This window comes from uncultured Tateyamaria sp. (genome assembly GCF_947494755.1).
In the GTDB taxonomy this organism is placed as follows: Bacteria; Pseudomonadota; Alphaproteobacteria; order Rhodobacterales; family Rhodobacteraceae; genus Tateyamaria.
The window spans coordinates 16339-40096 of sequence record NZ_CANLVZ010000019.1; the positions used below are offsets into that span (position 1 = coordinate 16339).

Genomic DNA, 23758 nt, shown 5'->3' on the forward strand with positions numbered 1-23758 from the left:
GGAAAGATCGGCTTTGAAAACAATCGATCCGATTTTTGTGTTTTTGAAATGTGCGTGCGGCATTGGCGTACTTTTCGTCAACACTGCGCACGTCGGAAATATCAACGTGGCCTGCGAAGCGTCGCGATGCCTATGAACCGTTCCAGCGACAGGGGGTGGCGACGCGGTTCGAACAAGGGTCGAACCCGAGCCATCGTGCTCAAGTCGCCGGAGGCAATAGCGCAATCAGAAAGTGGCGGACAGACAGGGATTCGAACCCTGGAGACGGTCTCCCGCCTACACACTTTCCAGGCGTGCGCCTTCGACCACTCGGCCACCTGTCCGTTGACGCGTCTCTATCCAATTGTCGTGGTCAAATGCAAGCCGCAAGATGAAAGAAAACCTCGGCGTGATCTCAGCTGTCCAGATGCAGATAGATGCGACGGTTCATCCGGCCCTTCTTTTCGATCTTGCCGATGCGCAGCGCGCCGATTTCGCCGGTGCGTGCCACATGGGTGCCGCCGCAAGGTTGCAGGTCGATCACGTCGTCGCCGTCCCCGATCCGCACAAGACGGATGCGCCCTGCATTGCGCGGGGGCTGCACAGACAGGGTTTTGACCATGCCGGGGTTGGCGTCGAGATCGGCTCCGGTGATCCAGTCTTCGCTGACCCGCAGATCGGCGGCGACATATCCGTTCAACATCTCTTCGAGTGCGTCGCGGTCTTCGGGGGCGTGTTCCATATCGAAATCGAGCCGCCCGCGCGTCGCCCCGATCGAGCCGCCCGTCACCCCAAAGGGCACAGCGACCGACAACAAATGCAGCGCGCTGTGCACCCGCATGTGCCCAAAGCGGCGATCCCAGTCGAGCACCTGTTCGACCTCCGCCCCAATCGGCGGCAGGGCACGTGGTTCGGAGGGCACCAATATGATCGCCTCGCCGTCGCCCTTGATGGTTGTGGCGATGCCCATGTCAGCCCCATCCCACCGCAGCGCACCGCTGTCGCCGGGTTGGCCGCCGCCCGTGGGGTAAAAGATGCTTTGATCCAGCACGATCCCGCCCTCAGTGGTGTGGGCCGTCACAGTGGCAGACGCCTCGCGCAGATAGGCGTCCTGTCGAAACAGCATATCGGTCATCGCCCGTCTCCGTCCGTGTCCATGTCGCCGTCGGTGGGCGTCATGATCTCGGGCTCTGCCGCCGGTTCGGCGCCTTGCGAGCCGCGTGCATCGCGGGGGTGCAGCGTTTCGGGATTGCGCAGCCAGACGTCGCGTTGCGCGAAGGGGATTTCGATATCCTCTTCGATAAAGCGCGCGGCGATCTGGTGGTTGATCTCGTTCTTGACGGCCAGCATCCAGTTCACATCGCGCAGGATCATGCGGATTTCAAAGTCGAGACTGTCCGCCCCGAAACCCATGAAAAGGGCCTGCGGGGCCGGGTTGGCCAGCGCCATGGGATGAGCATCGGCGATTTCCTTGAGGATGCGTTCCACGCGGCGGGTATCGGTGCCATAGGCGACGCCGACCGGCACGATGACCCGCCCGATCGTGTTGCCCCGCGTGTAGTTCGTGACCGTCCCCGAAATGAGATCGGCGTTGGGCACGATGACGTCCGTGCGATCAAACGTCTCGATCCGGGTTGAGCGGACAGAGATCGAGCGGACGTAGCCCATCTGTCCCCCCACCTCGATCCAGTCCCCTTCGGCGATGGGCCGTTCGATCAGCAGGATGATCCCGGACACGAAGTTCGACACCACCGTTTGCAGACCAAAGCCAATGCCGACGGACAAGGCACCAGCCACAATCGCAAGGCTCGACAAATCAATGCCCGCAGCGGTGATCGAGATGAGGGCCGCCAGAAAGATACCCACATAGCCAAGGCCCGAAATGATGGCCGTCTGCCCGCCGGGGTCGATTTTCGTCTTGGGCAGCACCGAGGTGCGCATGGCCCCCTGCACCGCGCGTGTCAGCAGATACCCCAAGGCAAAGACGATGATCAGCGTGAAAAAGCTGCCCGGTGAGATCGTCATGTCCCCCACCGTCAGGCCGCCACGGATCCGTGTCCACACTTCGGTCAAATCCGTGACCCGCGCGCCCCAGATCAGCGCCAGCAGCGGCAGAGCCATCAGCACCAGCACAAAGCTCGCCAAGGTGGGGATCAGGCTGTCGCGCGCGCCTTCGCCCGGTCGTACCGCCGCATAGACGTCGCGCAAGACGCCCTGCAACAACGCAACCGTCCCGATCAGCGCCAACGTCAGGATCGTGGGAAAGGTCAGGAATTGCGCCGCTGTGCCGTACCCGAACGCGGCCAGGATCGGTGCCAGAATGCCAACGGCAATGACGCCCTGGCCGAGCACCCCAAGGAAACGGGCGGAGAACTGGCGTTCGCCGGAAACCTCGTCAAGCGGCTCTCTGAGCGGGCGGCGCAGGAGCCAGCCCACCCGTGCCAGCAACAGCCCCGCGACAAGGATCAGCGGGAATTTGAGGACCGCGTTGACGGCCATGTCGTAGCGGTCAAAGTCGCCAAACACATCCACGAGGATGAACAGGCCGAACACACCGCCCAGGATGCAGGTGTAGACACCCCCCTCGACCCGCCGCTCAGGTGGCAGGTGCAAGGGCGTGGGCACCGCATCGCTGCGTGGAAAAATGCGGCTGGCCAGCCAGAACGAATAGAACAACGTCAGCCCAATCGGCTCGAGCGTGTCGAGCAGCAATTGCCCGCGCGGGCCAAACAGCTGCGTGGCCCCAATGGCGCGCACAATTGCAAACAGGCCCAACATCGGCAGGATGATCTGCCCAAGGGAGACCACAAAACCCGCAACCCCCGCGCCCGAACGGTGATCGCCGCGCTGGATGCGCACGGCCAACAGCTCGGACCAATGACGCGACCGCGCCAGCAGTACGAGGCCGATGACCAGAAAGATGATGACAAGCGGCAGGTTGTCCTGCGCATTCGATCGGCGCGACGGATTTTTCCACGCTTGCCCAACCCCGGTGGTGACGGCCACCACGCTTTCGCCCAGATGGCGGGCCGCATCACCCCAGTTCGCAGGATTGACCGGCCACGGGCCCATGTCCAAAAGCTCTTCGGTCTGGCGTTGGCGCAGGATGTCGTCAATTTCGGTGATGATCCCGTTGGCCCGGCTAAACGCCTCCTCGGCGGTGCGGCGCGGCGTACTCAGTCGTTCAAGTTGCGCGTTGAGCTCTGCGCGACGGGCGGCGATTTCGGTGGCCTCCTCGGCCCCTTCCTCGGGTGCGGGGCCAAGCGAGGCGATCTGTTCGCGCAGCGTTTGCAGGCGGCTGTCATTGGCGTTGAGCTGGGTTTGGAACTGCTGGCGCCACATCGCGACTTCGGAGCGCAACTCGATCAGTGCCGCGTCCGACGCCTCGGCTGCTTCGACCGCCGCCTCGGCACGTGGGGCCACGTCGCGCCATGCCTCGTAGTCCGGTGTGTCCGATTGGGCGAGCGCCAGAACAGCCCAAAGGCCAAACACCAGCGCCGCGCACAAGCGCACCATAAAGCGTCGCAACATCAAGCGTCCTCGAACACGCCGGGGATGGATGAGGGCCCCTGATCGAGCCATTCCGGCACAGGCAGCCCCTTCTCGCGCAGGAAATCGGGGTTGAACAGCTTGGACTGATAGCGCGTGCCAAAGTCGCACAGGATCGTCACGATGGTATGTCCGGGGCCCAGATCGCGGGCCAGCCGGATCGCCCCCGCCACGTTGACCCCCGAGGACGCACCCAGACACAGCCCCTCGTGCTGCAACAGATCGAACACGATGGGCAGAGCCTCGGCGTCGGACACATTGTAGTTGAAGTCGGGCTTCAGCCCTTCGAGGTTCTTGGTAATGCGGACCTGTCCAATGCCTTCGGCAATCGAACCGCCCTCTGTGACGATCTCGCCGGTGGTGAAATAGCTATAGAGCCCTGCCCCGTCCGGATCCGCCAGACCGATCTTGACGCCCTTAGGTTGCAGCACTTCGGCGACGCCAGCCAAGGTTCCCCCTGACCCTACCGCGCAGATGAAGCCATCAACCTTGCCGTCGGTCTGTTCCCAGATTTCGGGACCGGTGGTTTCGATATGGGCGCGACGGTTTGCGGTGTTGTCGAACTGGTTGGCCCAGATAGCTCCATTTGGTTCGGTTTCGGCAAGTTTTTCCGCCAAACGACCCGAGTATTTGATAAAATTATTGATATTTCGATAGGGTGCGGCGGGCACCTGGATCAATTCTGCCCCCGCCAGGCGCAGCATATCCTTCTTTTCCTGGCTCTGGGTTTCGGGAATCACGATCACCGTCTTGAAGCCCATTGAGGCCCCGACAAGCGCCAGACCGATACCTGTATTGCCTGCCGTCCCCTCGACAATCGTGCCGCCCGGGCGCAACGCGCCCGAGGCCACCGCATCCTGAATGATCGACAGGGCCGCACGGTCCTTGACCGACTGGCCGGGGTTCATGAACTCGGCCTTGCCGAGAATGGTGCAGCCCGTCGCGTCGCTGGCGCGGCGCAGCTTGATCAGGGGGGTGTTTCCAACGGCCGCAGCCAGATCCGGAGCATAGCGCATGACAGCGTTCCTTTTTCAGTTGGTTCAGGTGTAGCGAGGGCGTCAGGCGACCTCAAGCAAAACGGGGTCAGGCGTGTCCGGCGCGCAGCTGATCGCGATGATGCGCGAGCCAGTATATCAGCATGGTCAGGGGGACATTGCCGATCTGCCCCGTCTCGGCCATGCGCAGCAGCGCATCGTAAGACACCAGATGCGAGCGGATGTTTTCGTCCTCGTCTTCTGCACCGCCAACGCCGGCGATCTCGTCTGGCAAATCGCAGGTACCGACAAATGTGTGAAAGAAATCCGTGGCGGACCCGGGTGAGGCATAGCCCGCACCAACGGTTTCCATCTGATCCAGCACCAGCCCCGCCTCCTCTGCCGCTTCGCGGCGCGCGGCCTCTTCGGGCTGTTCACCGGGATCGACCATACCCGCGATCGGCTCAAGCTGCCAACAGGCCGGATCATGGCGCCCGATGGGCCCAAGGCGGACCTGCTCGACCAGCAGCACACGGTCGCGCACCGGATCATAGGGCAGCACCAGCGCCGCATCAGAGGCCACAAAGACCGCGCGCGTCAGCACGGGCGACATCGCCCCGTCAAATGTCTCGTGGCGCATCTTGATCTCGTCCAGCGCGAAAAAGTCGGAATAGGCGCGCGTGCGTTCGAGAACCTCAACCTTGCCGCGCAAGGTGTCGGGGCTGTGGCGACCCGATTGCGCCAACACCCGACTCCACGCTCGGGCGCGGATGCGCGGAAAACGGCGGGCGATCTCCCTGGCGCTGATCTGGCCAAAGTTGCTCATGACTTCTTCGGCGGCGGCAACGCTTATCTCGGCCCAGTCCCTTTGCCAGCCCACGATGTCCCACAGCCCGTCCGAGGCTATATGGTGCAGCGGCACATAGACATCTGCCGCCACGCCGGACTGCAAGGTGAGGCGTTGCAGGTCATAGGCAAAGCCGGCCTCGTAGTAGTCGAGCCGCGCAATATCGTCCGCCGTCAGCCCGCGCACCAGAACGCCCGTTGCGTTGCTGTCGGGGTCGACCGCCAGCAAGGGGAACGGGCCGTCAGACGCCGCCATAATCCGATGCCCGGGCAAGACGTCCGGCGTGATATCAAGGTCACCAACCGCCCGCCCCATCACGCATTCCAGCAGCGGCACATGGCGCAAGGTGCCGTAAAAGAATATGGATTTCATAAGGTTATCGCCAGTGTCGCGAGGCGTATTCAGTGGCGATCCCGGTCAGCACACCGCCCACCAGCAGCGTGGTCCAGATGGGGACGGTTGTCATCAGCAAGGCCCATTCCGCCCCGATTTCAAAGATGGACACCAACGCCTCGAACGCGCCGTCATAGCGGTTGCGCATGGCAATGCGGACCATTTCGTTGCAGGACTGGATGAACAGTGCCCAGAACACCATCACGACCGGGCCCGTCAGGCCGACGTTTATCGCCGACACCATGCCGCGCCCCGCGCGCCGTCCAATCACGATCCACCCGACAAAGAGTCCGACGATCACGTTGACATAGACGAAGATGCCAAAGTTTTTGTCCTCTTCGAACAGCGGGGGGATCATGCCCGATACGATGAACGCCAGGATCGCCAATCCCAAAGCGGCCACCAATTTGGCTGCGCTAGGCATGACAGTGAACTTTCATCTTTATCCGGGCCGCTTAATTGTGATCTGAGTCACATCGCAGTTGGCACTTTCAAAGGTCGCCGCGCAAGAGGTCAGATAAAAATTCCACATCCGGCGAAACCGGTCATCAAAGCCCATCTCGGCGATCTGATCCCACTTGTCGTTGAATGTCTCGTGCCAGCGGCGCAGCGAAATGTTGTAGCTTTGGCCGAACTCGACCGAGCGCTCGACACCCAGGCCCGCGCGCGCAATCTGTTCGCGCAGCACTGTGGGGCTGGGCAGCATGCCACCGGGAAAGATATATTTCTGGATGAAATCCACGCCGCGTTTGTACACTTTCCAGCGCCGGTCCTGAACGGTGATGATCTGCAGCGTTGCGTTCTTGCCCGGCTTCAGCCGTTCCTTGACCGTCTCGAAATAGACGGGCCAGTATTTTTCGCCCACGGCCTCGAACATCTCGATAGAGGCGATCCCGTCATAGGTTCCGGTCTCATCCCGGTAATCCTGTAACTTGAAATCGACCAGATCGGAAAGCCCTGCGTTGTCAATGCGTTCTTGGGCGTACTTGAACTGCTCTTCGCTGATCGTCAGCCCCGTCACCTTGAGCCCGCGCTCGCGTGCGGCGTATTCGGCAAACCCGCCCCATCCGCAGCCGATCTCAAGGATATGATCACCGGGCTGCGCGCCCATCTGATCGACCATGCTGGCATATTTGGCGATCTGCGCGGCCTCGTGGCTTTCCTGCCCCGTCTTGAACAAGGCGCTGGAATAGGTCATCGTGTCGTCCAGCCACAGCCCGTAAAAGTCGTTGCCCAGATCATAGTGATAGCTGATGTTCTTGCGCGCCTGATCGCGGTGATTGCGCTGCAACCAGAACCGGAATTTCTCGAACCGACGCACCAGACCCATGCCTGGAAAGCCGTCATAGATGTTCTCGTTATCCGCGTGGACAAGGTCCATGAAGGCTTGCAGATCGGGGGTCGTCCACCACTCGTCCAGATAGGCATCGCAGAACCCAAGGTCACCTTCGCGGATCAGACGGGCGAACAGATCGTCGTTGTGGATGTGGACTTCGGCCACCGGGCCGGGTTTTACCCCTTCGGCCCGGAACTGACGCCCATCAGGCAGCACAAAGTCGATTCGTCCGGTGTTTATCCCCTGCGACATCGCAAAAACGCGCGCGAAATAGCGCGGCAGACCGCTTTGGCCTTCGGTGGTTGTCAGGATCATGCAACTTCCCCGTTCGCATTTTGTGTCACGCTAGCTTGACAGTTGAGAGGGCGCAACCATGCGCACATGTTTGTCATCAGAATTTCCGGTTCTCATAGGCACTTAGCGCGCGTTTACGCCCCTCGTCCGCCGGTACGATCGGATCGGGATAGTCGTCATCAGGCGTCATTGCCCAATGCCGCGGGATGGCCTCAAAGAACTTGAGCGCGTCATCATGCTTGTTGCTGCGCCCTTCGGCGATCCAGCGGCTGACATAATCGCGGTTCTTGTCGAATTTATCCAGCTGCGTGACCGGATTGAACACCCGGAAATAGGGCGTCGCATCCGGGCCGGAACCTGCAGACCATTGCCAGCCCATCGCATTGCTGGCCGGGTCCCAGTCGATCAGGCAGTCGTCAAACCACGCCTGCCCGATCCGCCAGTGGGTCAGCAGGTGCTTGGTCAGGTAACTCGCCACAATCATACGGCCCCGATTGTGCATCCGGCCGGTCACGTACATCTCTCGCATGGCCGCATCCACGAACCGGATGCCGGTGCGCCCCTTTTTCCAAGCCCAGACTTCGGATGCCCGCGCATCCTCGTTCCAGGGGAAAGCGTCCCAATCCTCTTTCCAATTCTGATCGAGGATGCGCGGCGTATGGTGCATCAAGTGGTAGGCAAACTCGCGCCACACCAACTCCTTCAGAAAGACCTCGGCACCGTCCTTGCCCTCCTCACGGGCGCGCATCCCCGCATGCCAGCACTGGTGCGCGCTGATTTCCCCAAGGGCGAGGTTTTCGGACAGGTTAGAGGTGCGATCCTGCCCCGGAATGTCGCGCCCCTCCACGTAACCCGCGACTTTGGACGCGATAAAGGCGCCAAGGCACGACTGTGCCGCCTGTTCGCCCAGTTGCACGAACGGGCGCACCACATCCGCGCCACGGTTCATCTCCGCGCCCAAATCCCAGTCTTCAATCACTTCGCTATCTGGCCATGCGTCAGGTGCGGGGATGCCGCCCGGTGTCGACAAAGGCGCGTCGACGTCCCGCCCTTTCACCGCGTTCCAGAACGGCGTGTAGACTTTGTAAAAGCCGCCCGTTTTCGTCTCGGTTGTCCAGGGTTCGAACATCAAATGGCCGCCGAAGCTGCGCGCGTCGATGTCCTGATCCTTGAGGGTCGATTTCACATCCGTATCGCGGCTGATGGCACAGGGATCATATTGGCGCGTCCAATAGACGGCCCCTGCCCCCGTCTCCTTGATCAGCGCCTGCAACACGTCCAGCGCATGGCCCGAGCGATAGATCAACCTGCTGCCCTTGTCGCGCAACGACCCGTCCAGATGCGCAGCACCAAGGCCCCACCGCCATTTCGGAGCCGCGCCCAGATCATCCACGCTTTTGTCGCGGATTGCGACTGGGATGACGGGCCGTCCCGTCTCGCAGGCCGCACGCAGCGCCGGATGATCGCTCAGCCGGAAATCCCTGCGAAACCATAAAATAATCGGTGTGCTGCTCAACGCCCCGTTTCCCTTTTGTTAAGAGAGGTTACGTAGCGCCCTTGCATATGGATCAAGTCGGGCAAGGTTGACCTTGGGTCAAAGAACGGCGTCCAGCGCCTCGAGCAGCTGTGTGATCTCGGGATCGGACGTGTAATGCGTGAAACTCAGCCGCAAGACGCCGACGTCCGGATCGACCCCCATCGCACTCAGCGCGCGCACCGCGTAGAAATCGCCGCCCCCTGCCATGATCCCATGTTTGGCCAGCTCGACCGCCACGGCCACGGGATCACGCCCCAGATCAAGCGCCAGCGTCGGTGCCCGTATGGCAGCATCCACGGGCCCGATTACGCGCAGATCATTGCGAGCCTTGACTGCCTCCAGCACGCGGGCCAAAGCCCCCTCTTCCCGGGCGCGCATCAGATCATGCACCGCCGCCCCGCGCGCCGTCGCATCAGCCTCCCCCCCGAAGTGATGGGCATAAAGCGCATCCACATAATCCGCCATGCCCGCGCAGGCCGCGACTTGCGCATGGTCCGGGCCTGCCGGGGTGAAGCGTTTGTAGAGGCTGCCCCCGTTGAAATAGTGCCCCTGATTGGGCAGCAACTCCGCCAAGGCGCGGCGGATCACCATCAGCCCTTGATGCGGCCCGTAAGTCTTGTAGGCCGAGAACAGATAGATGTCGGGCCCAAGCGTGCCCACATCCGGGAACCCATGCGGCGCATAGCTGACCCCGTCCACGCAGACAAAGGCACCCGCAGCATGGGCCAGCGCGGTGATCTCTGTCACCGGATTGATCTCGCCCACGACGTTGGAACAATGCGGAAAACAGACAAGGCGCACGGTCTCATCGAGCAGCGCCTCGAGCGCGTCGGTGTCCAGATGTCCGGTGCCCGGGTCCACTTGCCACTCGCGCACCTCGATCCCCCGATCGGCCAGCCGACGCCATGGCCCGGTATTGGCCTCGTGATCCTGATTGGTAACGATGATCGCCTCGCCCGGCTGCATCATCTGCGCGAAGGCCTGCGCCAGCACATAGGTGTTCTGGGTGGTCGAGGGTCCAAAGCTCAGCTCGTCCGCATCGACGCCGAGGATGGCGGCCATGCGCGTGCGCGCCTCGTCCATCTCCTCTCCGCCAAGGCGGGAGGCGTCGTAATCGCTGTAGGGCTGCACCTTGCGCTGCGTGTAAAAGCGGGTGAGCCGGTCAATGACCTGCCCGCAGGCATAACTGCCGCCCGCATTTTCAAAGAACGCCTGGCCTTGCAGCGACGGTTCGGAAAACGCAGGAAACTGCGCGCGGACGAAATCAGGATCGAGGGTCATATGTGAGGGCCTCTGCGTTTGGGTGCGCGCAGGATCGCGACATATGACCGAAGGATCAAGGGCTCGGTGGCCTGGCTTGTGCCGCGCCGCGCTCAGCAGCCGCGCTGCCGGGCCAGCGTTTGCACGTTCGCCTTGAGGTCAGGATCGGCATTGGGGTTTGCAATCAGCCGGTTGGCATAGCCACACCACGCCCCCGGATTGTCCGGCTCGAACAGGGGAACGGGTTCGGGTTCCGGCTCAGGCTCGGCCGGCAGTTCGACCCCCGCGACACAGGCCGTCAGACCAAGACACAAGAACGCCAAGCAAAAGAACCGCATATCATCCCCCAAAGTAAGTGCGGACATGTTCGCAAGGCCACGGGGAAATGCAAGGGAAAGTTGGGTTGTGGGATGGTGAGGGGTAACTTGCTCGATGCAGCGACGGTCTGCTCTCCGCCCAGTCCGTGGAAAAACAACGTGTTGCTGGTACAATAAGTGGGTCTTGGCTCGCGGCGCGAGCGCCTTTGTTGTCAGGCTTCGCGCATTTGCTGCGGTGCAGGAAAGACTTTGCCAGTTTGCGGAGGTTTTGGGCGGTGGCTGCGAGGGTGAACTCGTCTTGAACGCCGCATGGCCCTCGCAATCGCAGCCTTCCCAAACCAAGAATGCGTTTGAGGTGGGCAAAGAGCCTCTCGCCTTTCTTCCGGAGCTTCGTCGAGATATCAAACTGGCGGGTCTTGGTGATATCGCTTGCGACCTGACTGGCGTCTTCCGTTTCTTCGCGGCTGATCTTGCGGGCCTCAGCGTTTGGGCTGCACCTCGCTGGCCGTGCCGAATGCAGCCTCATCCAGCGTGTCGAGATACTCGCGAACGGCACGTGGCGCATCTGCCGGGTTGATGTCAGAGGCGTTCCACTCTTCCTTCGGTGTCGAGTTCTGTTTGTTCGCATCAGCCTCGATCAGGCTGGCATCGATGGCCATGCGCTGGCCAGACCTTCTTCAATGCAACGTGCCACGGTCATCTCGAACAGATGGCGCAGCAACTCACTCTCGCGGAATCTGCCATGCCGGTTCTTTGAAAAGTTAGAATGGTCGGGAACGCGGTCGCTGAGATCGAGACGGCAGAACCAGCGGTACGCGAGGTTCAGATGCACCTCCTCGCAGAGCCGCCGTTCGGACCGGATGCCGAAGCAATATCCTACGAGCAGCATGCGGACCAGCAGCTCAGGATCAACCGATGGACGACCTGTGTGGCTGTAGAACTCCTTAAGATGCGTCCGAATACTGCTCAGATCTACGAACCGATCAATCGACCGCAGCAGATGATCTTGAGGTACGTGGCCCTCCAGCGAAAACTCATAGAACAGTGCCGCCTGCGCTTCCTGTCTCGGTCCCATCATCACCAATCCCTCCCTGCAGGGAGAATTGAATCAGCGACTTACCCGGCAATCAAGGACGAGTTCTTCAACGAAATACGCCCAAACGAGTCGATGCTACGGGTTGCACGAGTGTCTGGTTCTGGGAGCAGGCGAATTCATTTTTAGTGCCACCACCATCATTGCAGGCAGCCGTCAATGAGTGGGGTGGTTAGGTGTCAACCTTCCCATCCAGTATCTATTGGAAGGTGGTGCCCGCGGCGGTGTAGTTCTTGCAAACTACAGTTCGCCACCGGCTTGGCGTTCCTGCCATTTGAGAAAAAAGTTAGCGCCGATACTCGACAATGGAGCAGGCGGAAGACGTGATGGCAAGTCGGCAGCGAGTGCGCGGCTGAGACTGTCGGAGGACCTTCCCATTGCCAGATCCACTGCGAGGCCACCAGCCAGTGTGCCTTTGGCCGTGCCCAATCCGTTCTGACAGCAGGCGGAATATAGCCCCTCATCCAACTCGCTGATGACCTGCACATTGTTTCGGCTTACGCACAACCTACCGCCCCAGCGAAAGTCCATTCCGACATCGGACAGATTTGGAAATCGGGCCGCAAATGCACGGTCGTGATCGCGGGCGACGTCGTTGATGCGTTTGTCACTGACCTCCATCGATGGATCGAAGGTAAACCGGTTGCGGATGATGATCCTGTCCCCGCCAATACCCGAAATGCGCCGGACGGTCGTGCCCATCGGGTCCGCAGGGGTAAGGCCCCATGCCGCGTGCCCTCCCAAACTTGAGCGTTCTTGCTCGCTGAGAGCGCGGGTCATTGAGGCGTAGGTAAAGACGTGCATCAGTCGACGCGGCAGGTATCCAAAGCTGTTCAGATGTCCGTTGACCGCAAGAATAACCCGTGGTGCGATAACCCGACCCTTGGGAGTGGTGGCGACCCAATCCGTTTGGCGCTCAAGGCTGGTGACTGGGCTCATCTCATGGATGGAAACGTGATTGGATCTTAGCCCCGATGCAATCCCGCGCATGAACATGGCGGGCTGGATCATGGCGCAGCCGGGCGTAAACAGCCCGCTTTGATAGTAGTCGCTGCCAGTGATGTCACGCATTTGGGCCACGTCCAGCATCTCGTGGGGTTCGCCCAATGCGGTCAGATGTTTGGCGAAGCTCACGTTGTGCGCGTGGCCCTTCGCCGTCGCCGCACCGTTGATCTTGCCCGAGACACTAAAGGCCTCATCGCTTAATCCGTATTCCTGCGCCATCTCGCGGGCATGGGCGATGCCCAGTCGGTTGTCCTGCGTTTGCGCCTTATCTGACTCAAGCGCGCCAGCGTAATCGGCAGAGGTCAGATCGTGCGGCAGATCGATCATAAACCCCGAGTTGCGCCCTGCTGGTCCGTCCCCCACCCGCACTGCGTCCAGCACCACGATCCGGTCGCCTGGGGCCTGCTTTGACAAACGGTGCGCGGCGGCAAGCCCTGCGAACCCCGCGCCGATAATGAGCCAGTCGGCGGTGATGTTCTCCTCTAGCGGTGTTGCAGGGTCCGCATCTGGCAAAAGCCGGTTCCACGCCGCCGGGCCGGGGTCCTTGGGAAGTCGGGCGACCTTCACTCTAGTGGTCCTGATTGAGCGCATCGACGGCGGGAATTTCTCGTTCGCGGCGCGCTATGTAATCCAGAAGGGCCTCGTTTACACCCGCATCAAGCGTGGGCTCTTCATATTCGTTGAGCATCGCGCGGGCCTTCGTCAAGGCGCGTTCAGTGATCTCGACACTGCCTTCGGCTTGCCATTGCTCGATTGAATTGTTGTCAAACATTTCAGGCATGAAGAACGCGTTCTGGAAATTCTCCAGTGTGTGCGGATGTCCGAGATAATGGCCGCCGGGGCCGACGTCAGGCACAGCGGCCATCGCGGCGTCGAAATCTGTCCAATTGATTCCTTCGGCCATGCGGTAGCCCATTTCGCATATCTCTGCGTCGACGATGAATTTGGCGGTGGAACAGTGCATCCCCGCTTCGTTCCATCCGGCAGAGTGCCACATGTAATTGGCCCCCGCCATCAGCACGGCGTTCATTGTCATGGCACTTTCATAGCCCGCTTGGGCATCAAACGTCTTGGCCCCGCCAAGGGTGTTGGATGTGCGCCACGGCACACCATAAAACCGCGCCATCTGCCCGATCATAAAGTTCATCAGGCTGATTTCTGGCGTGCCCGCCATCGGCGCACCTGATTTCATGCTGACGGTAGACAGATAATGCCCGTAAATCGCGGGCGCACCTTTGCGCACGACTTGCGTGTAGGCCAGCGCACTCAACGCTTCGGCATTCAACTGCGCCACTGTTGCGGGCACGCTGGCGGGCGTGTTTGCCCCACCCAGCACAAAAGGGCTGCACAGCACAGGTTGGTTGCGTTTACTGAACGCTCGCAGCGCGCCAAGCATCGTTTCGTCCCATACGAGTGGCGAGTTGCCATTGCAGTTGCCGGTCACGACAGGGTGGGTGTCGATGTAGTCATCCCCAAACAGAATGGCGCACATCTCGATCACATCCTCGGCGTTTTTGGGGCTGGTGGTCATGCCCATAAACGTCTTGTCGGAATGTTTCATCGAGCTGTAGGTGATGCGCAGATGCCGCTGGCTGATCGGGTGATCATAGGGTTCGACAATGTGGTGAGCGGATGAATGGATCGCAGGCAGCATGTGGGACAGCTTGTGAAAGTTCGCCAGATCCTCCAGCGTCGGGTTGCGGCGCACGTCGTCCAGATCGCGCAGGAACGGCGCGCCGGTCATGGGAATGAACATCCCGTGATCCCGCCCGAACGGCAGGTTATTGGCCGGATTGCGCGCGTGATAGGTAAAGGTCTCCGGGATGGTCTCGATCAGCTCGCGCACCAGATGGCGGTCGAGATAGACCATCTCGCCCACGACCCTTGCGCCAGCACGTTTCCAGTCGGCCAGCGCGATATCATCACGGAACTGCACGCCGACATTTTCCAGAATATCCATGCTTGCCGCGTCGATCTTTTCGATCTGGTCGGGCGTCATGGGTTCGGTCAGCGGCAGTTTGCGCTTGAGCGCAGGCAGCATCGTCACATTGCGGGTCAGACGCTGCGCCTTGCGTGCCCCCCGACCCCTGCGAACGGTGCCGACTGCATCAACGCTCATGCGAGGTTGTCTCCGTCTGCGGGATCGGTCAGATCGATCCAGATGGTTTTGAGTTCGGTGTATTGATCATGGGCATGGATGCCGTTGTCGCGCCCGCCAAAGCCGGATTGTTTGTAGCCGCCAAATGGGGTGGCGATGTTGCCCTCGCCGTAACAGTTGACCGTGACCGTGCCCGCCTTGATGTCGCGCGCCGCTCGAATGGCGCTTCGTCCGCCTGCGGAAAAGACTGATGCGGCCAGCCCGTAGGCCGTGTCGTTGGCGACCTGCACGGCCTCGTCATTGCTGGCCACTTCGATCACGCTGAGTACGGGGCCGAAGATTTCATCGCGGGCACGTGCGTCATCTGCTTTGACCTCGACAAAGACAGGGGCCACGAACGGGCCATCCTCTTTGAGATCCAGAAAGCTGCGCACCTTTGCGCAGTGTTCAGCGTCAATCAGTGCTCCGATGTGGGTTGCAGGGTCCAATGGGTCGCCGACTTTCCAGTCTCGAAGCCGGGCTTCGATCTTTTCCATCAGAGCAGGTTTAACAGATGTGTGGACAATCAAACGCGACGTAGCCGAGCAGTTTTGCCCCGCATTCCAGAATGCGGCATGGACCACATGCTCGGCCACATGATCCAGGTTTTCCGCATCATCAAACACCACGGCAGGGTTCTTCCCACCACATTCCAACACGACCTTCTTAAGATTGCTGTCCGCCGCATAGCGCAGGAACCGTCGCCCCGTTTCAGTCGACCCCGTAAACGTCACCAGATCGATGTCCATGTGCCGCCCCAATGGTTCGCCTACAGTTGGGCCATCGCCCGGGAGGACTTGCAGCACGCCGCGCGGCACACCTGCTTCATGCGCCAATTCGGCGAGGCGCAAGGCCGTCAGGCTGGTTTGCTCTGCTGGTTTCACGATGACAGAACAGCCCGCCGCGAGTGCAGGCCCGATCTTCCATGCCAACATCATCAGCGGGAAATTCCATGGCAGAATGGCCGCAACCACGCCGATGGGTTCACGCAGGATCACAGCCAATGCCCCGTCCCCCGTCGGGGCCGTCTGGTCGTAAATCTTGTCAATCGCCTCAGCATGCCATTTGATGCAGTGGATGGTTTCGGGCAGATCAATCGTTTCGCAATCAAGGATCGGCTTGCCGCTCTCGACGCTTTCCATGACGGCCAGTTCGCGCCGGTTGCGGGTGATCAATTTACACAGACGGATCAGCACATCCTTGCGCGCGTCAGGGTCCATTTTGGACCAATGGCCCTGATCGAAGGCCTCGCGCGCTTTGAGTACAGCGAGGTCAACATCCTTGGCGTCCGCTGTCGAAATCTGTGTGATTTCTTCTCCCGTCGCGGGGTTGGTTGTCGCCATCATTGGACCACTGCCGCGTCGGTATTTGCCATCAACAAACGGGCTACGGGGCAAATCAAGCGTGCCTGCAATGGCTGCGTATTCGGCTTTGGTCAGCAGATCGGTCATATCGGTGCCCCTGTGATATTTGAAATGGCAGTGTTCATGGTGCGGATCACCTCGGCCAATTCGCGTTTGTCGTCTTTGTTTAATGGTTGCAGCGGCTTGCGCGGTGGACCCGCATCAATGCCGCGCAGCGTCAGCCCGTATTTGATGCACTGGACAAACTTGCCGCCCTGCTCCAGCACCCGCATCAGTGGCAACATGGCCGACATAATCGCGCGGCCCTTGGTGAAATCACCCTCAACCGCACAGGCCTGATACAGCGCGATATGCGCTTCGGGCGCAAAATTCGAGCCCGCACAAACCCAGGACCGCGCACCCCATGCAAAAAACTCCAACGCCTGATCATCCATGCCACACGACAAGGCGATATGCGGATAATCGCGGGCGAGCATATGCAGACGGTTCACATCGCCAGAACTTTCCTTAATCGCGCAGAAGTTGGGCGAACGGCCCAAACGATCTAAGCAGTCTTCGTCCATGTTTACCGACATCCGGCCCGGGTAGTTATACAGCATCACCGGCAGGTTCGCGGCGCGATCAACCGCCAGCGCATGCAGCGCAATTTCGCGGCCCGTCGGATAGGCATAGGGCGGCGTGGCCACCAAAAGCGCATCGGCCCCTGCGGCCTTGGCGGCGGACGCAAACATCACGCTGTCCTCGGTTCGGATCGCGCCCGTGCCGACAATCATTGGAACACGCCCGTCAATCAACGCGGCGCAGCGGGTCATCATATCCAGCCGTTCTTCGGCTGTCTGGGCGTAGTATTCACCTGTTGATCCGGCGACGATGATGCCGTGCACACCGGCGGCCACGAGATGGTCCACCGTGTCTGTCAGCGCTGTCTCGTTCAACGTGAAATCATCGTGATACGGCGTCACGAGCGGCGTGTAGATGCCTTCAAAGTGCATTGGTGCGGTCCTTAAATGAGATGACGTCGACCGGCAGCGGGTCGGGGCGTACAAAGCGTTCCATCCGGTCACGGCTGAGGTCCCAGTGCTGCAGTGTGAAATCGATCGCCAACGCTCCCTCGCGGGCCTCGATCGCGCCGATCATCGCGTCGTGTTGTTCGACTGCTTTTAGGACGAGCATCGCCTCAGACGCGGCCGCAGGGCGATAGAATGTCTGGCTCATTCGCGTATGGTCAATCTGCAGTCGCGCGAGTGAGGCGACCAGATACGTGTTGTGTGCCATTTCACCGATCGTTGCGTGGAACTGATGGTTGGCAAGCGCTGCTGCCGCTGCATCGGACGATTTTGCGGCCGTGGAAAACGCCAGTTGCGCCGTTTTCAATGCATCGATCTGACGGCCGGTCCGGTTCTCGCACGCGAGCCGCGCAACATTGGCGTAGATCATGGGGGCGGTTTGAAAAAAAGTCCGCAAAACCGCAATGTCCATCGAAGCGACCTTTGCACCGCGGTTCTCGCTCATCACGACAAAGCCTTCGCCTTGCAGCCTTTGAAGAACCTCGCGCAGTGGTGTTCGCGACATCTCGTATTGTTGTGACAGCTTCGCTTCATCCAAATCCAGTCCGGGTTCAAGCTCCGTCGACAGGATGCGACAACGCAGGTCCTCCAGACAGTCTGATTTTGAGAAGCGACTCATCATGTCTCCGTAGTATTTGTATACATCGTGTATACATCAAACATAATTGGTCAAGTGATCTGAATTTCAGTGCTTTCCTGTGTGAAAGTTGACTGAGTTGAACAGACACGGTGTGACGAATCCCAACTTTGAATCCACTCATGTGCTGGGGCTTTAACTTAGTGAAGCTTACGACAGGTCTCATGAAAGCACCCTGATCGGGGTCATGATCGTAGAGCGGATAGGCCAAGAATGTGAGCCTTTCGCAGTTCGATCCGGTTATTTGAAAAGCGGTCGTTGGCGCAGCCGCAGCGAATTGGCGCTTCGTCCCGCAAACCAGACTTCCTCAATCGGCCTACCCCGCCCGCCCTCGAAAACAACTACTCTGCCACGAGAGGAAGGTCGTGAGAGGCTCGAACTCCCGACCCAGAGTGGCCGCGAAGCGGGCGCGCGTCGGTCGGGCCAACCTGAGTCCACAACGACAGAGAAGCGCGAAGCCGTGGCTGAATGGTGGGTCGTGAGAGGCCCGAACTCCCGACCCAGAGTGGCCGCGAAGCGGGCGCGCGTCGGTCGGGCCAACCTGAGACCACAACGACAGAGAAGCGCGAAGCCGTGGCTGAATGGTGGGTCGTGAGAGGCTCGAACTCCCGACATCTTCGGTGTAAACGAAGCGCTCTACCAACTGAGCTAACGACCCGACGCCGCTTCCTCTAGCGCAACCGGCCCCGCGACTGCAAGCGGTCAGCTCCGCTTTTTTCAACACAGGTCAGACTTTCATGATCTGCGCCACATGCCGCGTTCGGACTCAGGTGTCCGTCAGCTTGCTCTGAACGCCGCCCGACAGGTGATAGACCACCCCCTGCCCGCCCGGCAGATCGGCAAATTCTGCGGCCTCCAAACCCAATGCGTGACAGCGCAGCATGCGTGACGTGATGCCGTGGGTGACGATCACGCTCGGGCCGGTGCATTGCGCCAGAAACGCGCCCGTGCGGGCGTAAAGCGCTGCAAGCCCCTCGCCGCCGGGCGCATGGTCGTACCATCCCAGATCATTGCCATCCTCAAAGAGGTAGGGCATCTGCGCGACGATCTCGGCCCGTGGGCGGCCTGTCCAGGTGCCCATGGTAATCTCGGACAGCCGCGGATCCTTGATCATGTCGCCGGCGCGCGTGCCATAGGCGATCTGCGCAGTCGAGACGGCCCGCCCCTGCGGACTTGCATAGAGCGTCCACCCCTCAATCCCAAAGCGCGACAAGATGTTGGCTTGCGCACTGGCTTGCGCGCGACCTTGCGCGGTCAGCGGGCTGTCCTGCGCGCCCTGCATGCGGCCCGCACGGTTCCATTCGGTTTCGCCGTGGCGCAGGATCAACAGGTCAGGATGGGTCATGCGTGTAGGGCTAATCACATAGTGTGGCGGCCACAAGGGCCAACACATCGTCGCAGACTGCGCGCACTGCAGGTGCGTGGCGCGTGCGCGGGTGGGTCAGACACCATAAGGGGCGTGCGCGCGCGGCAAAGCCCGGATCGGGGTCCGTCGCGAGGCAGGTCGGAAGCCAGCCCCGCCCCAACCCCGCCGCAATGGCCGTCGTCACCGCCCCCTGATCCGACACGCGCAGACCAATCGGGCCCTCCATCTCGGACGTCCAGCGGGCTTGTGGCAGATGGGCCATCTCGGGCACATAGCCGATCCAATCTCCCTCGCCCGCAACCACAAAGCGGACATCGCCCAGTTTGCGTACAACCACATCACCCTGCACCTCAGGGCGGGCCAGACGCAGGGCGATGTCCGCCTCGCCGTGCAGCAGGTTGAGGCTGTCATGCGCCCCGATCAAGGACAGCGTCACGTCAGGCAATCGCGGGCGAACCCGCTGCCAGCTTGGCACCACGGCGGCCTCGATCACCCACGGCACCGCTGTCAGACGGACGGCACCGCGCGGCGCAGCGCGTCCTGACACCGCTGCCTGAGCCATCACTGCATGATCGGCCATGACGTTGACATGAGCGCACAGCACGGCCCCTTCCGGGGTCACACCTGCCTCTGGCCCGCGCCACAGGATTTGACCCATCTGGCGTTCAAGTCGCCGCACTGCGCGGGCGATGGTCGTTTCGTGCATCCCGAGCGCTTGGCCTGCGCCCGCAAAACTGCCTGCGCGCGCGACGGCCTGAAAGACACGTAATCCGTCCCAATCCACATCCTGCATTTTCGCAAGTCCTCCTTGCGTATCGGGCCATATAGCCCGCCGATGCGCAAGGTTAGGATGCGCCCACAGTCAAGATTGGAGCACCCATGCCTTACCTCATCCTGTTTGAAGATGCCGAGGGATATGACCATATCCGCGGTGAAAAGATGCCTGACCATCTGGCGTTCTTGCAGCAGAACGCGGCCGTGATCACGGCGGCTGGACCGTTGTTTGAGGGGGATCAAGGGGCTGGCGGGGCCTGGATTGTGACGACCGATACAGCCGCCGCTGCCGAGGCCCTGGTGCATGCAGACCCGTTCTGGCCGACAGGCTTGCGCAAATCCGTGCGTATCCTGCGGTGGAAGCAGGTTTTTGCGGATGGATCTGTCGCGGGGTAATGGCGGATGCAGGCTTGCACGTTTGTCGACGCATCGGCGTGACACTTGGTAGCCGTTGGATCGACCAGCACACGCCCAAACAAGGGCAACACTATGATATTCAAAGGAAAATGGTGGGTGATAAGGGATTTGAACCCCTGACATCTTCGATGTGAACGAAGCGCTCTACCACTGAGCTAATCACCCTGAAGTCCGCGCGTTTTAGCCGCCCACGCAAAGGCATGCAAGAGCGCGCGGATGAAATTCTATTCCGCGGCGGCGGGGGTCGTGTCGGCCCCTTCGATATCCTTGGGATCAGGGTTCGCCGTTTCGGATGGCAGGTCCTTGGGCTGGCGAATCTTTGCGTGCATCACCTTGCCTTCGGGCAGCTTTTTCTCGCGATTGATCTTGATCTTGCCCATCGGTTCGAGGTTCAACTCGCGCCCACTTTGCAATGCAGATCCAAGAACGGCCAACGCTGCCTCTATGATGGGTTTGACGTCTTTTTTCTTCATCCCGGTCTTGGCCACGACCGCGTCTACCAGTTCGGGTTTGCGCATCTTGGGGCCGGACACCACCGGCACTGCCGCCGCCACGACCACGGGTGCGCTGGCAGGTGCGGCCTTGGCCGCTGCGCTTTTCGTCGCCGCCGTCATCGAAGACGTTTTGGTAGATTTTGTTGTGCTGGTCTTGGTTGATTTGGCTGTGGTTTTGCGAGTCGTCGCCATGGGTGCCTCATTTGGGTTTTATTATTGTTGCTCAAGTCCGCTCATACCGCCAAATCGTGTGGAATTCCATAAAAACAGAACAAAATAGATCATTTGATTGAGATTGGTTCGTTTAAGGCAACAAACGTGATGAAACGGACCGGGCACACCCCACGCGGGAAAGGGACACCGGTGCGTGAAACGCATTACAGCAGACCCAAACGAAAAAAAGGCGCGCAAGCATAGACTTACGCGCCCTTCCTCATGTTTTTCTCAGACGTTAGTGCGCCGTTGCAATCGGTGGATCGTTGTGCGCCGCTGCCGCAGCCGCAGCGGCGGCTTCCTCGGCGGCTTCATCCCATTCGATCGCCTCGGGCGTGGCGGTCAGTGCGCGCTTCAAAACTTCACGCACATGGGTCACCGGCACAATCTCGAGACCCTCTTTGACGTTGTCAGGAATCTCGGCCAGGTCCTTCTCGTTCTCTTCGGGGATGAGAACGGTCTTGATCCCACCGCGCAAGGCGGCCAGCAGCTTCTCCTTGAGACCGCCGATGGGCATTGCGTTGCCGCGCAGCGACACCTCGCCAGTCATCGCGATATCACGACGCACGGGGATGCCCGTCAGCACCGACACGATTGAGGTCACCATCGCGAGCCCCGCGCTCGGCCCGTCTTTGGGCGTCGCACCATCGGGCACGTGGACGTGAATGTCTGTCCGGTCAAATTGAGGCGGCTTCACCCCAATCTCGGGACTGATCGAGCGCACGTAACTTGAGGCTGCGTCGATGGACTCTTTCATGACGTCACCAAGTTTTCCGGTGGTCTTCATACGACCTTTGCCCGGCAGCTTGAGCGCCTCGATGTGGAGCAGATCGCCGCCCACCGAAGTCCATGCCAAGCCGGTCACAACACCGACCTGATCCGCCTGTTCTGCAAGGCCATAGCGATGCTTGCGTACCCCGAGGAAATCGCTGAGATTTTCAGAGGTTACAACAACTTCCTCAACCTCTTTCTTCACGATCTTGGTCAGCGATTTGCGCGCCACCTTGGCGATCTCACGCTCAAGATTCCGCACCCCCGCCTCGCGCGTGTAGTAGCGGATGATGTCCGACAACCCGTCATCCGTCAGCTCGAACTCGGACTTTCTCAGCCCGTGGTTCTTGACCTGTTTGGCGATCAGGTGCTGCTTGGCAATCTCGGCTTTCTCATCCTCGGTGTAGCCAGCCAGCGGAATGATCTCCATCCGGTCGAGCAGAGGCCCGGGCATGTTGTAGCTGTTGGATGTTGTCAGGAACATCACGTTCGAAAGGTCATATTCGACCTCAAGATAGTGATCGACAAATGTGCCGTTCTGTTCCGGGTCCAACACTTCCAGCATGGCCGAGGCCGGATCACCGCGGAAATCCTGGCCCATCTTATCGATTTCATCGAGCAGGATCAGAGGGTTGGTCGTTTTGGCCTTTTTCAATGCCTGAATGATCTTGCCGGGCATCGAGCCAATATAAGTCCGGCGGTGCCCGCGAATTTCGGATTCATCGCGCACCCCACCAAGCGAGATGCGGATAAATTCGCGCCCTGTCGCCTTGGCGACCGATTTGCCAAGTGAGGTTTTACCAACGCCGGGAGGGCCGACCAAGCACATGATCGGGCCTTTCATCTTTTTGGAGCGTTGCTGCACGGCGAGGTATTCGACGATGCGTTCCTTCACCTTTTCAAGACCATAGTGGTCATTGTCCAAGATCCGCTCGGCGCGGCCCAAATCCTTTTTCACGCGGGATTTGACGCCCCACGGGATCGACAGCATCCAGTCGAGATAGTTGCGCACGACCGTCGCTTCGGCCGACATGGGCGACATGTTCTTGAGCTTTTTCAGCTCGGCATCCGCCTTCTCGCGGGCCTCTTTGCTCAGCTTGGTCTCGGCGATTTTCGCTTCGAGCTCAGCAACTTCGTTCTTGCCGTCCTCGCCATCGCCCAACTCGTGCTGGATCGCCTTCATCTGTTCGTTGAGGTAATATTCGCGCTGCGTCCGCTCCATCTGGGATTTGACGCGGGTCTTGATCTTTTTCTCGACCTGCAGCACCGACAATTCGCCCTGCATCAGGCCATAGACCTTTTCAAGCCGCTCACTCACCGCAAGCGTTTCAAGAAGGTCCTGTTTCTGGTCGACTTCGATGCCGAGATGCCCGGCCACAAGGTCGGCCAGCTTGGCAGGTTCTGTTGTTTCACCGACAGCGGCCAGCGCCTCTTCGGGGATGTTTTTCTTGACCTTGGAATAGCGCTCGAACTCTTCGGCGACCGAGCGCAACAGCGCCTCGGTTGTGGCCATGTCACCGGGCATCTCTGTCAGATACTCGGCACGGGCCTCGAAAAAATTATCGTTTTCAAGGTATTCGGTGATGCGCACCCGCGCCTGGCCTTCGACCAGCACCTTGACGGTGCCATCGGGCAGTTTCAGCAGTTGCAGCACATTGGCCAGCACACCGGCCTTGTAGATACCATCGGCTTCCGGGTCGTCGATGGACGGGTCCACCTGGCTCGACAGCAGGATTTGTTTGTCGTCGGCCATCACCTCTTCGAGCGCGCGAACAGATTTGTCACGCCCCACAAACAGCGGCACGATCATGTGTGGAAAAACCACGATGTCGCGCAATGGCAGCACGGGGTAAGAGGCGTTCAGGGGCTCTTGCATGCGTTGTTCCTTATCTGGGCAAGACAGCGGGGTCCCGATTGCGGCAACCGCGTGCTGT

19 protein-coding genes, 3 tRNA genes and 1 pseudogene are annotated in these 23758 nt (G+C 60.3%); 1 reads left to right on the top strand and 22 read right to left on the bottom strand.

Going from position 1 to position 23758, the window contains the following annotated elements; translation table 11 throughout:
• Window positions 1–233 precede the first annotated feature (233 nt).
• The 19 genes and pseudogenes from Q0908_RS18250 to Q0908_RS18340 all read right to left on the bottom strand — a co-directional run bounded on the left by Q0908_RS18250 (window position 234) and on the right by Q0908_RS18340 (window position 19948).
• Window positions 234–323 (bottom strand) — tRNA-Ser (locus Q0908_RS18250).
• A gap of 71 nt (window positions 324–394) precedes the next feature.
• Window positions 395–1114, bottom strand: a complete 720-nt coding sequence (locus tag Q0908_RS18255) for an alanyl-tRNA editing protein (RefSeq protein WP_299288015.1) — start codon at window positions 1112–1114, stop codon at window positions 395–397.
• On the bottom strand, window positions 1111–3510 hold the full coding sequence (locus Q0908_RS18260; protein ID WP_299288018.1) for a DUF3772 domain-containing protein: 2400 nt from the start codon (window positions 3508–3510) through the stop codon (window positions 1111–1113). Before Q0908_RS18260 ends, Q0908_RS18255 begins: the two co-directional genes overlap by 4 nt.
• Window positions 3510–4544 carry a cysteine synthase A gene (locus Q0908_RS18265; RefSeq protein ID WP_299288022.1) on the bottom strand — a complete coding sequence of 345 codons (1035 nt, stop codon included), beginning with the start codon at window positions 4542–4544 and terminating at the stop codon, window positions 3510–3512. The genes Q0908_RS18260 and Q0908_RS18265 overlap by 1 nt, the downstream gene beginning before the upstream one ends.
• 67 nt (window positions 4545–4611) lie before the next feature.
• Window positions 4612–5721: an NUDIX domain-containing protein gene (locus Q0908_RS18270; RefSeq protein ID WP_299288025.1), complete on the bottom strand. Its 1110-nt coding sequence runs from the start codon at window positions 5719–5721 to the stop codon at window positions 4612–4614.
• A gap of 4 nt (window positions 5722–5725) precedes the next feature.
• Complete coding sequence (locus Q0908_RS18275; RefSeq protein ID WP_299288028.1) at window positions 5726–6166, bottom strand: TrgA family protein; 441 nt, start codon at window positions 6164–6166, stop codon at window positions 5726–5728.
• An 18-nt stretch (window positions 6167–6184) separates the two neighbouring features.
• Complete coding sequence (locus tag Q0908_RS18280) at window positions 6185–7393, bottom strand: cyclopropane-fatty-acyl-phospholipid synthase family protein (RefSeq protein WP_299288032.1); 1209 nt, start codon at window positions 7391–7393, stop codon at window positions 6185–6187.
• 76 nt (window positions 7394–7469) lie between these two features.
• On the bottom strand, window positions 7470–8888 hold the full coding sequence (locus tag Q0908_RS18285) for a deoxyribodipyrimidine photo-lyase (protein WP_299288035.1): 1419 nt from the start codon (window positions 8886–8888) through the stop codon (window positions 7470–7472).
• Window positions 8889–8966: 78 nt separating this feature from the next.
• Window positions 8967–10190, bottom strand: coding sequence for an aminotransferase class V-fold PLP-dependent enzyme (locus Q0908_RS18290; protein ID WP_299288038.1), 1224 nt, complete (start codon window positions 10188–10190; stop codon window positions 8967–8969).
• A gap of 92 nt (window positions 10191–10282) precedes the next feature.
• Entirely contained in the window at window positions 10283–10507 is a 225-nt protein-coding gene (locus Q0908_RS18295) for a hypothetical protein (RefSeq protein ID WP_299288041.1), read from the bottom strand.
• Between the two features lie 191 nt (window positions 10508–10698).
• A pseudogene (locus Q0908_RS18300) lies at window positions 10699–11564 on the bottom strand (transposase).
• Window positions 11565–11819: 255 nt separating this feature from the next.
• Window positions 11820–13151 (bottom strand): FAD-binding oxidoreductase, encoded by a 1332-nt coding sequence (locus Q0908_RS18305; protein WP_299288044.1) that lies wholly within the window; start codon window positions 13149–13151, stop codon window positions 11820–11822.
• A gap of 1 nt (window position 13152) precedes the next feature.
• A complete protein-coding gene (locus tag Q0908_RS18310) occupies window positions 13153–14703 on the bottom strand; it encodes a trimethylamine methyltransferase family protein (RefSeq protein WP_299288047.1) in 1551 nt (516 codons plus the stop codon).
• Window positions 14700–16172: an aldehyde dehydrogenase gene (locus tag Q0908_RS18315; protein WP_299288050.1), complete on the bottom strand. Its 1473-nt coding sequence runs from the start codon at window positions 16170–16172 to the stop codon at window positions 14700–14702. Before Q0908_RS18315 ends, Q0908_RS18310 begins: the two co-directional genes overlap by 4 nt.
• The gene (locus Q0908_RS18320; protein ID WP_299288053.1) at window positions 16169–17077 is read right to left on the bottom strand and encodes a dihydrodipicolinate synthase family protein; all 909 of its coding nucleotides are present in this window, start codon (window positions 17075–17077) and stop codon (window positions 16169–16171) included. Before Q0908_RS18320 ends, Q0908_RS18315 begins: the two co-directional genes overlap by 4 nt.
• On the bottom strand, window positions 17067–17771 hold the full coding sequence (locus tag Q0908_RS18325) for a GntR family transcriptional regulator (RefSeq protein WP_299288057.1): 705 nt from the start codon (window positions 17769–17771) through the stop codon (window positions 17067–17069). The genes Q0908_RS18320 and Q0908_RS18325 overlap by 11 nt, the downstream gene beginning before the upstream one ends.
• A gap of 600 nt (window positions 17772–18371) precedes the next feature.
• A tRNA-Val gene (locus tag Q0908_RS18330) sits at window positions 18372–18447 on the bottom strand.
• 108 nt (window positions 18448–18555) lie between these two features.
• Window positions 18556–19134: a histidine phosphatase family protein gene (locus tag Q0908_RS18335; protein WP_299288060.1), complete on the bottom strand. Its 579-nt coding sequence runs from the start codon at window positions 19132–19134 to the stop codon at window positions 18556–18558.
• Window positions 19135–19144: 10 nt separating this feature from the next.
• Window positions 19145–19948 (bottom strand): LysR family transcriptional regulator, encoded by an 804-nt coding sequence (locus tag Q0908_RS18340; protein ID WP_299288063.1) that lies wholly within the window; start codon window positions 19946–19948, stop codon window positions 19145–19147.
• Window positions 19949–20034: 86 nt separating this feature from the next.
• Here Q0908_RS18340 and Q0908_RS18345 point away from each other — a divergent pair, with 86 nt between their 5' ends.
• Window positions 20035–20325: a YciI family protein gene (locus Q0908_RS18345; RefSeq protein WP_299288066.1), complete on the top strand. Its 291-nt coding sequence runs from the start codon at window positions 20035–20037 to the stop codon at window positions 20323–20325.
• Between the two features lie 111 nt (window positions 20326–20436).
• Here the strand turns inward: Q0908_RS18345 and Q0908_RS18350 are convergent.
• The 3 genes from Q0908_RS18350 to lon all read right to left on the bottom strand — a co-directional run bounded on the left by Q0908_RS18350 (window position 20437) and on the right by lon (window position 23700).
• Window positions 20437–20511: transfer RNA gene (locus Q0908_RS18350), tRNA-Val, on the bottom strand.
• Window positions 20512–20570: 59 nt separating this feature from the next.
• Entirely contained in the window at window positions 20571–21032 is a 462-nt protein-coding gene (locus Q0908_RS18355; protein WP_299288069.1) for an HU family DNA-binding protein, read from the bottom strand.
• A gap of 259 nt (window positions 21033–21291) precedes the next feature.
• Window positions 21292–23700 carry an endopeptidase La gene (gene lon / locus Q0908_RS18360; protein WP_299288072.1) on the bottom strand — a complete coding sequence of 803 codons (2409 nt, stop codon included), beginning with the start codon at window positions 23698–23700 and terminating at the stop codon, window positions 21292–21294.
• Window positions 23701–23758: the final 58 nt, after the last annotated feature.